Genomic DNA, 13,817 nt, shown 5'->3' on the forward strand with positions numbered 1-13,817 from the left:
ACTAAAGCGAGGAATAACTTTGGTGGTTCAGACGCTTACGCGGCACCAAACCGAGTCGCGGAAAAACAGTTAAGCAGCTTGTGCACCATAAAACACAACATCAAGGTGAGCACGATAGCCACCAGGTTGCTACTCACTCTGTATAAGGCATCATACATAAAGTCTTGGTTCGGGCTTAAGTATTGCCCGAATAAGATCCCAAGCGTGGCCATGGCACCAAACCCCACACCTGAGCCACCGGCCTCTTTTAAGTGGGCGTTGGCAAACAGCATGGTCCCTATCCATAGCAGCGGGATTACTAAGATCAGCACGTTAAACCAATCATATAAAATGACTTGGCAACCAATCCCATAAGCGACCCCCAGTACAGTGCCTATCGCCCGCTTTCGTGCATAGCTGAGCGATCCGTTCCAATGCATCGGGAACAGTAACAACACGGTGGTGGCTTGCGCTGAAATCGAATCGCGCAAGTCAAACAACTGGAAGATGAAAAACGAGACCGTGGCCAAGGTTGCGCCCATCAGCGCTTCGTGTCGCATCCGGTGCGATTGTTTTCCTCCTGCGGGTGCGGCGGGCGGCTGACGCGGCGTGACATCGGGAATTAACCAGGTCACTAAATACGCCACCGCGACTGATAACACATTCGCGCCCAGGTTACCGAAGATTAAGGTGTTAATCGGTAAATCGGGATAGCTGGCAAAGTGCAGCATAATGCTCAGGCTTAACACACTGTTGGCACCAAAAAGAAAGAAGCGCCCTTTGGACATACAGGCAAACTTATAGGTGAAAAGCAAGAACACCAGCGGTGTCATTAATCCAGGGTGCGCGCCAAACAGTCCTCCGAGCAGCCCGACTTCTATCCCACTGATCACCGCGGAGGCGAGCAATTGCCGTGCAGCACGACCGTTAATCACGGGTACAAGTCCAAGCAACAACATCGGCGTGACGGTAAAAAACACCCCAAAGCTAAAACCGAAAAACTTACACACCGCAAAACCGAGCGTGGCACCGGTGGCAATGCGCGCGCACTGGCGCACATCGTTATCACTTAAGGGGTGATGCCATAACCTCATCATCAGCTCCCCTTAGTAAATGTAATGCAGCATACTCAAAAAGCCGACTTGCGCACGGGCCAGCCACTGCGTTACTGCGCTTTCAGGCATTAACTGTACCGTGGCACGAGCCCCGGTTGGCAACGAGTGGCCAGGCCATTCGTCGAGCTGAATGTGCAGACGCATTCGCTGCGCATCACGCACCCAACGGTTGGAGTTAGACGGTGACGCCAGTTGACCATTGGCATCGATTTGCCCAGCACTGACCCCGGCATCGACACTGCTCACGTGTCCCGCGTAAAGTTTGCCCGGCTCGCTATCAAAAGTGACATTCACTGGCGTGCCGGTGTGCACATCGCGTACGCTTTTTTCGCGAAAGTCGGCAATCACATCGGCGCGTTCAGACACCAAGGCCATCAGCGGTTTACCCGCACTGGCATAAGCCCCTACATCCAGCTGCAAGTTGGTTACCACCCCATCATGGCTGGCTCTAACAGTGGTGTAGGATTGGTTAAGCTGGGCTTTTTTTAGTTTACTCAATGCCACTTGTTCGGCGATATTGCTGGCACCGTCACCGCCACGTTGAATTTGAAGGGCACTGACGCGCGCTTTCGCGGCTTCCCATTTAGCACGGGCAGTGTTAGCCGCACTGATCGCATCATCACGTTGCTGCTGCGAGACACCATTTTTAGCGAACAAAGCTTTTAAGCGTTTTGCTTCACGCGCTTTTTGTGCCAAGACCGATGCCAATGCTGAGACATCTTGCCGCGCGGCCATCAGTGAAGCATCCAATTGGGCGTTAGTCTGTCTTGCCTGGGCAAGGGCGAGTTTGGCTTGGTCGACCGCAATGCGATAAGGCGCACTTTCAATCCGAAACAGAATATCGCCTTGGTGAACCCGTTGGTTGTTTTCTACCGCCAGCGCACTGACCGGCCCACTGACTTGCGGGGCCACTTTAGTCACCGTGCGCGTGACCATCGCGTGAGGCGTCAGCGGCATCAAGTTATCGGCGACCAAAAAGTAGCCAAAAATCAAAACAAAACTGAGGGCGGCCACTTTTACCCAACGTGCAAATTTTTCATCCGGTGTCATTCGTACTTCTTACCTCTATTACCTATTCTTCTGTGCCGCAGTCGTCTTCGGTGGTGGCGGTATAGTCCATTGCATTTTGATTAATGGTGACCAACACCCGCTCCAAGGCGTCAAAATCTTCAGCCGCAATACCAGAGAGCAAATGCTTGCGCACCCGCAATACCCGCGCTTCGATGCGCGACATTAAGTCACTACCACTGTCGGTGACATGCACCGTACGGGTGCGCTTGTCCTCGGGCGAGCAGCGCCGTGTGATCAGCCCCTGCGCTTCTAAATGCTTCAACGTGCGCATCAAAGAGCCCAGTTCAATTTCCAGCGCCTGTGCCAATTCACTTTGGCTGATGCCATCCCCCAATCGGCGCAACATCCAAAGCGCACTCCAACGTGGATAGCTCAGCCCCAGAGGCTCAAGCTCTGAATTCGCCACACGGCGCCATAATCGCGCCGTGCGCCCTAAGTGCTCAGCGATAGACATGTGTTCGGGATTGGGCGATGTCATCGAGTTTTCCTTCCATCGTGAAAATACTTAGCAGGCTAAGTAATACCAGGCAGACACTATAAAATAGTTAGCAGGCTAAGTAAACAGAAAGGTGATGAGCATCACAAAAATATAGCAGGTTGCTTGGATGAAACGCGCTCGCTGCTCATCACCATCTCTGGTAATCTATCTCGCGTCATCTTTTTGTTTGTAAAGGAATTACCATGCAAGATCTATGGGATCGCCATCTCCGTTATCGCAGCCATCATATTGATGTGCCGCTGGATCATAATGACGCTAACAGCCCCTCGCTCTCGATTTTCGCCCGCGAAATCGTCGATACGCGTAAAAATGAGCAAGCGTTACCCTGGCTAGTGTATTTTCAAGGTGGACCTGGCATGGAATCGCCTCGCCCTAATGGCGCGAGCGGTTGGTTAAAACGGGCATTAGACGATTACCGCGTGTTGTTGCTCGACCAACGCGGCACGGGCTTAAGCTCGCCGGTGAATCACCAAACGCTTGCCCATCTCACTGCCGCTGAGCAAGCGGACTATCTGAGGCATTTTCGTGCCGATAGCATCGTGAAAGACGCCGAGTGTTTGCGTGAGGCGTTAGGTATCAAGCAATGGGCGATCCTCGGTCAAAGCTTTGGTGGGTTCTGTGCGCTCACCTATTTATCTTTCTTTCCGCAATCGCTATCGCGTGCGTTTGTCACCGGCGGTATTCCGCCGATTGAAGGACATGCCGATAGGGTGTACCAAAAAACCTATCAGCGCGTGGAAGATAAGAACCAGCAGTTTTTCGCTCAGTTCCCCGATGCACAAGCCCGCTGCCACGAGATTGCCCAGTATTTGCAAAACAATGCGGTGACGCTGCCAAACGGTCAGCCGTTTACGGTGGAGCAGTTCCAGACCATTGGCCTAAATCTCGGCCGCGGTCATGCGGGGCTGCCGCTTTATTATTTATTGGAACGAGCCTTTATTGAGGTGAATGGCGAGCGTGTGCTGAGCTATCCATTCCTTGATGCGATGCAGGCAGAACAAGGGTATTTAACCAACCCTTTCTACGCTATTTTGCATGAATCGATTTACTGCCAGCAGCAGGCCTCGCATTGGTCAGCCCATCGGGTGCGTGATCAATTCCCGCAGTTCCACTATCAGCCCGATCAACCGTTCCGGTTTACCGGCGAAATGGTCTATCCGTGGATGTTTGATCAACTTGCCACGCTCAAACCACTCAGAGAGGCCGCGATGTTGTTGGCGGAAAAAACCGATTGGCCGGCGCTTTATGATCTCGAGGTGCTCAAGCACAACACGGTGCCGCTCGCCTGTGCCACCTATGTGGATGACATGTTTGTTGAGTTTGATTACTCCCGCCAAACCTTGGCGAAGATTGCCAACAGCCAAGCGTGGATGACCAACGAGTACGAACACAACGGCATCGGCGTCGATGGTGAGCGTATTTTGGATCGCCTGATAGCGATCGGCGATAGCCTTGCCGCTATTCAAGGCCAATGACGCCCCGCTAAACCAATGACGATGGCCATGCCTTTGCTGCTTTGGCATGGCCACACCACGGTTACCGATCCGATATAGCGGCTGCGGACATTTTCAGCGCAACAAACTGTGATCTAATTCAAATCAATTATTGGCGCTGACAAAGGTGGTACGCTGGCTGACAATACGGTGCACACCGATAAAACGTATAAAAATGTTCGCTTACGGCTGCCTCGTTAGTGTATCGCTTACTCCCGCGGGTTTTGTCTTTATCACTGGACAATGAAGTATCTGTCGAGCGCTTGCATGTTCCATTAATTGGCGTAGTATAAATGCGTTCTCTCAGGGAATAGGACGTTCCCAGCACGATGTTGGCGTAGGAAGTTGTGCCACCGTACATCGTCACTTTTCTTTTCACACTTTGCGTTCACACAGATGAAAATTGTAAGTAAAACAGGCAAAAAGAGAGCCATCTTTTACAAATCTAGTGTTTTCTTTGATAAATTATGGTCTCGCGACAAAACGCCCGTTTCTATCCTTTTACTCGCGGTAGTCATTGGCTTTTTAGGCGGCGTGGTAGTCACCCTTTTCGAGCTCGCCATCCACTCACTGTCTCAGTCCAGAACCGAATGGTTAGACAGTAACATCAACTCGATGATTCCATTGGGTGTGCTCGCGTTTCTTATTAGCGCGGGGCTCGCCTTACTCGGCTATTGGCTTGTTCATCGTTTTGCCCCTGAAGCGGCAGGCTCGGGGATCCCAGAGGTTGAGGGCGCGATGGAAGGCATTCGCCCCACACGATGGTGGCGAGTTATCCCGGTGAAATTTTTTGGCGGTTTAGGCGCGTTAGGCTCTGGCATGATTCTCGGCCGCGAAGGCCCAAGCGTGCAAATTGGTGCCAATATTGGCCGAATGGTCACCGATACCTGCCGCATCAAAGACAGGAACAGTAACCAAACCTTGCTCGCCTCCGGTGCTGCAGCGGGGCTGGCGGCGGCTTTTAATGCTCCACTGGCGGCTATCATGTTTGTGGTTGAGGAAATGCGACCACAATTTCGCTATACCTTAATTTCAATTAAAGCGGTGATCATTGCTGCGATTATGGCCGATATCGTCTTTCGCTATATCAATGGCCAAGAGGCGGTAATTGTATTACCACAATACGAAACGCCGCCACTTATTTCGCTGTGGTTCTTTCTCGTTCTGGGCTGCTGTTTTGGGGTATTTGGCGTACTGTTTAATTTTCTGATTATGCGCTTTCAGGATTTTTTCCAACGCTTTTATCAGAAAAGCCAAAAACGGATCTGGTTAGTGGGTGCCACGTTAGGCGGCTTTTTTGGCTTACTACTTATCTATGCGCCTGAGCTGACCCATGGTGGCATTAATTTAGTGCCAGATTTCGTCACCCTCAATTATTCAATCAGTGCCCTGCTGTTTATCTTTATGGCACGCACATTACTGACAGTGATTTGCTTTAGCTCGGGTGCGCCTGGGGGCATTTTTGCACCCATGCTGGCGCTAGGGACCTTGTTAGGCACAGTGTATGGGTTAGTGGTTGCCAACATGTACCCTGAGATGGGGATAGAGCCGGGTATGTTTGCTATTGCGGGCATGGGCGCTCTGTTCGCCGCGACCGTGCGCGCGCCGATTACCGGTATTTTGTTGGTGATTGAAATGACCAACAACTATTATCTGATTTTGCCGTTAATCATCACCACCCTCGGTGCCACCTTGGTCGCACAGTTGCTTGGTGGACAACCAATTTATACGGAGCTATTGCGTCGTAAAGTACGCGAGCAGAAACTTCGGATAGAAAATGCATCTCAATGAGGGATGCCGTGTTTTTCGAGTAGAGCGGTTATTTCTCCGCTCTTTTTCATTTTGCGTATACTAGCGTTCAGTGGCTCAATAAGAGCTTGATGCCGCTGATGAATCGCCAAATAAATGGGAATGGATTCGACAGGACTGTCTGCCATGCGTACGGTCGTCAGTTGCTCTTTTTCGAGCATACTTGCGATGCCCACATAGCCCACCATCGCCTGTGCACGATTACTATTCACCATGTTTAACGCAGCCCGTTCAGTTCTTACGGGCACCATATCCCACTGATATCTATCCGCAATCATCAGCGCCAATTGATCACCAATCACCCCCACCACACGTTGATAATCTTCAGGATTAAGCACATACGTGTGCCCAAACAAATAATAGTCAACGGAGAACAGTGATTCTGTGGGATAAAGCACCTGAGGCGTGTCTTGGTAGACCAATCGCGTGCGACCAAAGTCAATATCAATGATCCCTTTAGCGAGTGCATTCTCCGCTCGCGCTAGCGGCATTTCTATCCAAGATAGTTCGATGTTTGAGTCAACGGCGTTAAAAACCTGCTCGACGATCGTTTTGGTCGCGGATGACATCGCGCCCGTATGATCGCGGTATGCAACAGTCAGTGTGTTTGCCAGCGCACTCAACGGCAACCAGCAAACCATTAATATCCACCATCTCGTCACATTGCCACCTCAGATTATCTTTGCACTCTTAGAGATTAGAAGACAGGAGAAGCGTCGTCCACGCGCAGAACGTGACACTGTCACTTAGTTATGAAGTCACTCTTCGCATTTATTATGTATGCATGCCAATTGAATCACTGACCTGCTCTTTAATAACGTTTGAAATATTGATCGCGCGCTGGGGCAGCACGCGTCCGGCAAGAGAAGAAAGGTATAGGGTTTCACTGACCGGTGTCGGTAAATGGTGAGCTTTGATCGCCGATTGTTGCGCAAAAGCGGCGACGGCATTGGCGGGTAACACGGTAAAGCCGAGTCCGCGTGCAACGGGTAGTAAGATAAGACCAATTTGATTAGAAAAGCCAGATTGCTTGATGGGGCGCAACTGCGCCGTTTGGTATTGCTCGAAGTTCGCTCCAAGTAATAACTCGGCGTGATGCCTCGCATCTGGATGATCAATGAATCCTAGCTGGCAGAGTGTTTCCCAAGTCGGGGATCTAACATGGCGCGGTGTCACCAGCAACAACGGCTCTTCCCCGATGGGTTCAGACTGAATATTTGGATTAACGGGACATGCGGTTGTCAGGCCAATATCAATGGTGTTGTTCAAGATGGCATTATGAATATCGCCATTTGGCGCAAAGCGATAGTTAATCGTAAGTGTCGGATACGTCACCTGGAGATCGAGCAAATGAGGGTATAAACGGAGACCAACACTTCCCGGCGACATAAGACGCACCTCCCCTTCATAACCGGGATCCTGGCTGATGTTAACGGCTAGGTTATCGAGTGTTTGTAGTACATCTTTTCCTTGACGATAGAGTTGCTCTCCAGCCTCCGTCGTGACAATACCCTTTTTACTCCGAATCAGTAAGGTGGTCGATAAAGCATCTTCGAGCTTTCGCACGTGCTGACTGACGCCTGATTGGGTCATAAAACACTTATCAGCGGCTTTGGTAAAACTGCCAACATCTACCAGGGTGCAAAAGGTTTTCAGCCAAACAGGGTTAACCATAACAAATTGTCATCATAACTATTGCAAACCATAATTTAACATTATGTTTGTGATACCTCATGCTTGCAACCACTGACAACGTCATCTTAGAAGGAGCAACGCATGCCAACCCCTTATCCACGTACATTTTCACACATTGGTATTTCGGTACCTGATTTGGACAAAGCCGTTCAATTTTACACGCAAGTGCTTGGCTGGTATCTCATTATGACACCTACCGAGATTATCGAAGACAATAGTGCAATTGGAGCGATGTGTACCGATGTGTTTGGTCAAGGTTGGGAGCGCTTTCGTATTGCCCATTTATCAACCGGTGACCGAGTGGGTGTCGAGCTATTTGAATTCAAAGATCAGCAAAACCCTGACAACAATTTCGAGTACTGGAAAACGGGCGTCTTTCACTTCTGCGTGCAAGATCCTAACGTTGAAGCACTGGCTGAACGTATTGTTGAGGCGGGTGGTAAGAAACGTATGGAGAAACCACGCTATTACTATCCTGGAGAGAAGCCCTATCGCATGATCTATATGGAAGACCCATTTGGCAATATCTTGGAGATCTACAGCCACAGTTACGAGCTTATCTACAGCGCAGGCGCGTATTAACTCTCTTGTCTGTAATGGCTACCTTGGCATTTTAACTCACCAGGCTCAACGCGATTGAGCTTGGTTTCTACCTCACACGACACCGACCTTATTCGTAATAAAAATACAAGTGTGATCTTTATCACTTGATGAATCATTATTGACCAGACTAGTAGTGTGATATTTATCACTCTAGTTTTTTATTTCACTATTCTAAAAAAATAAAAAGTGATCTACATCACTATATATTTTATAAACCAAAAATCACAAATGTGATATACATCGATATAGATTTTATTGACAATTTTATTTTTTGTGTTTTGTGCTAAATTTACATGTTATTTCTGTGACAGGTGTTGGACTAACATATAGTTGCGAAGTGAATAATGAGAGTTGAGTCAATAAATCCCCGTTATCAGTTCTCTCGAAAAAATATGTGGTAAATTGACTGGGTACTTACTAGCCAGACGGTTTTGGCGAACCGTTCTACCACACACGTTCAATGAGAACATCAAACGGGGTATTGTTATGATATCATCTGACACCAAGATCAAGATACAGAATTTTGGTCGCTTCCTCTCGAATATGGTGATGCCCAATATCGGCGCATTCATCGCGTGGGGGATTATTACTGCACTATTCATTCCGACCGGTTGGGTCCCCAATGAGACATTGGCGGCCATGGTCGGCCCCATGATTACCTACCTACTACCACTGCTGATCGGCTATACCGGCGGTAAACTTGTTGGCGGCGAACGCGGTGCGGTTGTCGGTGCAATTACCACCATGGGGGTGATTGTCGGGACTGACATTCCCATGTTTATGGGCGCGATGATGGTTGGTCCATTCGGCGGCTGGGCGATCAAAAAATTCGATGCTTATGTCGATGGCAAAGTGAGAAGCGGGTTTGAGATGTTAGTGAATAACTTCTCCGCCGGCATTATCGGTATGCTTTGCGCGATTATCGCATTCTTCCTTATCGGCCCGTTCGTAAAACTCTTATCCAGTGGCCTCGCGGCAGGTGTGGAGTTTTTGGTCTCAGCACACCTGTTACCACTGACCTCTATCTTTGTTGAGCCTGCTAAGATTCTTTTCCTCAACAATGCGATCAACCACGGTATTTTCTCACCACTTGGGATCCAGCAAGCCTCAGAGGCTGGCCAGTCTATTTTCTTCCTCATTGAGGCAAACCCAGGCCCCGGTTTAGGCATCTTGCTTGCCTACATGGTGTTTGGTAAAGGCACCGCACGTCAAACCGCGGGCGGTGCATCCATTATTCACTTCTTCGGTGGTATTCACGAAATCTACTTCCCTTACATTCTGATGAATCCACGCCTTATTCTTGCCGCGATTGCGGGTGGTATGACAGGTGTCTTCGTTCTCACTATGTTTGATGCAGGTATTGTGTCGCCCGCTTCGCCAGGCTCTATTTTTGCTGTGCTGTTAATGACGCAAAAAGGCTCAATTGTCGGCGTCTTGGCTTCAATTATTGCCGCAGCCAGCGTGTCATTTGTGGTCGCCGCTTTACTGATGAAAACACAGAAAAGCACAGAGGGTGAAGGTGACGAAGCCTCACTTGATGAGGCGACCGCCAAAATGAAAGACATGAAATCAGGCGCTAAAGCAAGCACCTCCGCCCCCTCTTCTGCGCCTAAAGCCACAGTTAACTTTGCTGACGTAAAGCATATTTTAGTTGCCTGTGATGCTGGCATGGGCTCTAGTGCCATGGGTGCCAGCTTGCTGCGCAAAAAAGTGCAAAATGCAGGCTTAGATATTGGTGTCACGAATATTGCGGTCAATAGCCTGCCTGAGGATGCGCAGATTGTGATCACGCATAAAGATCTGACCGAGCGTGCGCGCACTCACGCGCCAACCGCACACCATATTTCACTCAATAACTTTTTAGACGGCGATGTTTACGGCCAGTTGGTTACCCAAATTCTCGCCGCACAGTATCCCGCCGCCAACGATCCACAAGTGCTTCAAGTTCCGACGACGGCGGCAAATGACGACAGTTTCGAGCCAACCCCGGCACCTGCTTTTCAACTTCAGCGTAAAAACATTCATCTTGGCTTAACGGCCACAAACAAGGATGAAGCGATTCGATTTGCCGGTGAGCAACTTGTCAAACTTGGCTACGTAGCGCCTAGCTATGTCGACGCGATGTTTGAGCGTGAGGCATTAACCCCCACTTACCTCGGGGAGTCGATCGCCGTTCCTCATGGCACCGTTAAAGCAAAAGACGGGGTCAAGCAAACCGGCATTGTGGTATGTCAGTATCCATCGGGTGTGCAGTTCACCGACGACAAAGAGGATATCGCTAAGTTGGTGATTGGCATTGCCGCCAAAAACGATGAACATATTCAAGTAATTACCGCCATTACTAATGCGTTAGATGAGCCTGATGCAATAGATATTCTCACCAGTACTGACAGTATTGACGAGATCCTCAATCTATTGAGTGATGATAGCGTCACCTTTATGACGTCATCCCATTAATCAACCCAATAAGCAGGCCACCTCGGTGGCCTCTCATCACCACCGTTTTTAGTTTGAGGTAAATATTATGAAAAATGCTGTTCATTTTGGTGCCGGCAATATCGGCCGCGGCTTTATCGGAAAATTGCTCGCGGATGCCAATGTCGAGGTCACCTTTGCCGATGTCGATGCGCCCCTCATTGACCAACTCAGTCACAAACAAAGCTACAACGTCAAAGTGGTAGGTAACGACTGCCATATCGACACGGTTTCTCATATCACGGCAGTCAATTCGGCAAGTGATGATGTTATCGATAAAATCGTAAAAACGGATTTAGTGACCACGGCTGTTGGCCCTAATGTGCTTGATATTATTGCCAAGACCATCGCCACCGGCATTGAAAAACGTTTCGCATCCGGCAATGAGGCCCCACTAAACATTATTGCCTGCGAAAACATGATCCGTGGTACGTCGCATCTCAAAGGCGAAGTCTATAAGCACCTTGACCCCGCATTACATGAGAAAGCAGACGCACTGATTGGTTTCGTCGACTCCGCAGTTGATCGCATTGTGCCGCCGGCGGAAGCGGCGAACGATGATCCCTTAGAGGTCACGGTAGAAAGCTTCAGCGAGTGGATTGTGGATGAACAACAGTTCAAAGGCGAAATCCCAGATATTGCAGGGATGGAGAAGACACAAAATCTCATGGCCTTCGTCGAGCGTAAGCTTTTCACCTTAAACACGGGCCATTGCATCACGGCGTATTTGGGTTGCTTGAGCGGCCACCGCACCATTCGTGAAGCCATTACCGATCCGAAAATCCGTGATTTGGTGAAAACAGCGATGCAAGAAAGCGGCGAAGTGCTTATCCAACGCTACGGATTTGACCGCGCCGCTCACCAAGCGTACATCGAGAAAATTTTGGGGCGTTTCTCAAACCCCTATTTGGTTGATGAGGTCGATCGTGTTGGTCGCCAGCCTATCCGAAAGCTAAGTCAGAACGATAGGCTTATCAAGCCATTACTGGGTACAATAGAGTACGGCACAGATAACCGAGCCCTATTAAAAGGGATTGCCGCAGCATTGAAATACACCAATCACACCGATCCACAAGCTGAAGAGCTTCAAGCTTCATTGGCTGAGGTGGGCGTAAGAAAAACGCTAGCGACATACACCGGCTTGGCAGAGGAAAGCCCTGAAGTTGAGGCAATTAACACCCTGTACCAGCAATTGTAAACCGCGCATTTTACAGGGGGAGTTTAGCTCCCCCGTTATAACAATAAGCAGTATTGAGTCTATGGCAGAAAATTTCGACGAAACAGACATCATTGAACGATTAAACCAAGCGCCAACCGTGCGTGGCTTTTTTGTTGCCGCGGTGGATACGTTTGAGACAGCTATTGATGGCTTAATCAAGCGGGTTTTTCGCAAAGATAACTTTGCGGTGGAATCAGTGGTGGGGCCTTTACTGCACGACACTGGGCCGCTGGGTGATCTTTCTGTGCGATTAAAACTCTTGTTTGGTCTAGGCGTGTTATCAGATGACGCTTATCACGATATTGAACAGATCATTAAACTTAAAAACCAACTGAGTAACGATGCCGACGATTACCAATTTACCGATCCTAAGGTACTCGATGCCGTCAAAAAGCTGCGCAAAGCGAATACGATGGGCATGCTTTCGCTCGATATTGGCCCGCCGGAAGATGACGTCGATATAGAATTCTATCAGCTACAACTGCAGCGCCAACAGCAGGTGATCCGCTCAGGGTTGTCACTCGCCATCGTGGAAATCTGCAATGAATTAAGCAAAGAAAGCCCTTTTTAGTGTGCCAACGTTCACCATCACTAATGAAGCAAATAGCCTGAAAGGGTTAGCCACACGCCTAGCGCGAACGCGCCTCCGAGAATCATGGCTTCCAGTAAGTAAGCCTTAATCACGTTATACAATTTCATACCTAACCAATCTTTTTTTATCTTTCGAGCATCAAATCAAAAATCGATGCACTTTGTCTACCATTATATACAAAAAGCCTTATAACGGATCACATAAGGCTTCATGCAAGCAAGGAAGGTTAGTGTTCAGCGATGACGTATTTCCCGATTGTTCGGCCACTTTCTACGGCTTGATGTGCAAGGATTAAATTGGCTGCATTAAGCCCGGTTAGTTGATGAGAGGCCGTGGACTTGAGCACGCCTTGGTCAACCAATTTAGCCACATTCGCCAAGATCACATGTTGTTGGTACATATCAGCGGTCGAGAACAAACTGCGGGTGAACATGAACTCCCAGTGCAACGAAATCGACTTACTCTTTAACTTTCGAATACCGAGCTGTTCCGGGTCGTCAATCAACGCCAGTTTGCCTTGAGGGATCAGACAATCTACCAGCTGCTCCAAATGCGACTCGGTATGATTAAGACTCGCGACATGGGTTACCGCTTCTACTCCCAACGCATCAAGCTGCGGCTGTAAGGGCTTCGCATGGTCAATGACATGATCGGCGCCCATTTCTTTCACCCACGCTTGGCTCTCTGGTCGCGACGCAGTACCGATCACCGTCAACGACGTCAGTTGCTTCGCAAGCTGAGTTAACACCGATCCCACCCCGCCTGCTGCACCCACAATCAGTAAAGTGCTCGACTCTGGCTCAAGTCCAGCCTTTAAGCGATCAAACAGTAACTCCCACGCCGTAAGTGCAGTCAGTGGCATAGCGGCGGCATCGGCAAATGACAGCGTTTTAGGCATGGCACTCACTATTTTTGCATTCACACATTGGAACTGACCATTCGATCCGGGCCGATCGAGCGCGCCGGCATACCACACTCTATCGCCGGGCTGAAACCCCGTCACATGGCGACCAACTTGGCGTACAATTCCCGCCGCATCCCACCCCAGCACTTTATGCTGTCCCTCAGGTGCATCGACGTTGCCGCGGATTTTGACATCCACAGGATTAACAGAAACCGCCTTCACTTCCACCAGAAAGTCATCATCGTTAGGAATCGGCGTGGGTAAAATGATGTCAGCCAATGTGGCCTTTTCTATCGGGTGCGCAAAGCGATAACCAACCGCATGCATCTCTGTCGGTAACGTTTGTATTGTCATGATGCAGTC

12 protein-coding genes are annotated in these 13,817 nt (G+C 49.4%); 6 read left to right on the forward strand and 6 right to left on the reverse strand.

Annotation, left to right across the window (positions count from 1 at the left end; all coding sequences use genetic code 11):
* Positions 1-35: 35 nt before the first annotated feature.
* The 3 genes from BZG23_RS15460 to BZG23_RS15470 are packed head-to-tail and all read right to left on the reverse strand — an operon-like array spanning position 36 to position 2,643.
* Positions 36-1,073, reverse strand: a complete 1,038-nt coding sequence (locus BZG23_RS15460) for a DUF2955 domain-containing protein (protein ID WP_046076038.1) — start codon at positions 1,071-1,073, stop codon at positions 36-38.
* Between the two features lie 12 nt (positions 1,074-1,085).
* Positions 1,086-2,144, reverse strand: coding sequence for an HlyD family secretion protein (locus tag BZG23_RS15465; RefSeq protein ID WP_046075729.1), 1,059 nt, complete (start codon positions 2,142-2,144; stop codon positions 1,086-1,088).
* Between the two features lie 22 nt (positions 2,145-2,166).
* Positions 2,167-2,643 (reverse strand): MarR family winged helix-turn-helix transcriptional regulator, encoded by a 477-nt coding sequence (locus BZG23_RS15470; RefSeq protein ID WP_046075728.1) that lies wholly within the window; start codon positions 2,641-2,643, stop codon positions 2,167-2,169.
* Positions 2,644-2,846: 203 nt separating this feature from the next.
* On the opposite strand from BZG23_RS15470, the gene BZG23_RS15475 reads away from it, so the two are divergent.
* The gene (locus BZG23_RS15475) at positions 2,847-4,139 is read left to right on the forward strand and encodes an alpha/beta fold hydrolase (protein WP_046075727.1); all 1,293 of its coding nucleotides are present in this window, start codon (positions 2,847-2,849) and stop codon (positions 4,137-4,139) included.
* Between the two features lie 414 nt (positions 4,140-4,553).
* Entirely contained in the window at positions 4,554-5,948 is a 1,395-nt protein-coding gene (clcA, locus tag BZG23_RS15480) for a H(+)/Cl(-) exchange transporter ClcA (RefSeq protein WP_046075726.1), read from the forward strand.
* Here the strand turns inward: clcA and BZG23_RS15485 are convergent.
* Together BZG23_RS15485 and BZG23_RS15490 are read right to left on the reverse strand one after the other, a co-directional pair.
* The gene (locus BZG23_RS15485; protein ID WP_046075725.1) at positions 5,942-6,607 is read right to left on the reverse strand and encodes a substrate-binding periplasmic protein; all 666 of its coding nucleotides are present in this window, start codon (positions 6,605-6,607) and stop codon (positions 5,942-5,944) included. The two genes, clcA and BZG23_RS15485, sit on opposite strands and share 7 nt — an antisense overlap.
* Before the next feature lie 133 nt (positions 6,608-6,740).
* Complete coding sequence (locus tag BZG23_RS15490) at positions 6,741-7,640, reverse strand: LysR family transcriptional regulator (protein WP_046075724.1); 900 nt, start codon at positions 7,638-7,640, stop codon at positions 6,741-6,743.
* A 102-nt stretch (positions 7,641-7,742) separates the two neighbouring features.
* Between BZG23_RS15490 and BZG23_RS15495 the strand changes: the two genes are divergently transcribed.
* From BZG23_RS15495 to BZG23_RS15510, 4 genes are all read left to right on the forward strand, one after another.
* Positions 7,743-8,243: a lactoylglutathione lyase family protein gene (locus BZG23_RS15495; RefSeq protein WP_046075723.1), complete on the forward strand. Its 501-nt coding sequence runs from the start codon at positions 7,743-7,745 to the stop codon at positions 8,241-8,243.
* Between the two features lie 507 nt (positions 8,244-8,750).
* Positions 8,751-10,721, forward strand: coding sequence for a PTS mannitol transporter subunit IICBA (locus BZG23_RS15500; RefSeq protein WP_046075722.1), 1,971 nt, complete (start codon positions 8,751-8,753; stop codon positions 10,719-10,721).
* A gap of 67 nt (positions 10,722-10,788) precedes the next feature.
* Entirely contained in the window at positions 10,789-11,937 is a 1,149-nt protein-coding gene (locus BZG23_RS15505) for a mannitol-1-phosphate 5-dehydrogenase (protein WP_046075721.1), read from the forward strand.
* Between the two features lie 61 nt (positions 11,938-11,998).
* Complete coding sequence (locus BZG23_RS15510) at positions 11,999-12,529, forward strand: MltR family transcriptional regulator (protein WP_046075720.1); 531 nt, start codon at positions 11,999-12,001, stop codon at positions 12,527-12,529.
* Between the two features lie 247 nt (positions 12,530-12,776).
* Here BZG23_RS15510 and BZG23_RS15515 read toward each other — a convergent pair whose 3' ends face one another.
* The gene (locus tag BZG23_RS15515) at positions 12,777-13,808 is read right to left on the reverse strand and encodes a zinc-binding alcohol dehydrogenase family protein (RefSeq protein WP_443216297.1); all 1,032 of its coding nucleotides are present in this window, start codon (positions 13,806-13,808) and stop codon (positions 12,777-12,779) included.
* Positions 13,809-13,817: the final 9 nt, after the last annotated feature.

The sequence above is a fragment of the Salinivibrio sp. ML290 genome (genome assembly GCF_001995695.1).
Lineage (GTDB): Bacteria > Pseudomonadota > Gammaproteobacteria > Enterobacterales > Vibrionaceae > Salinivibrio > Salinivibrio siamensis.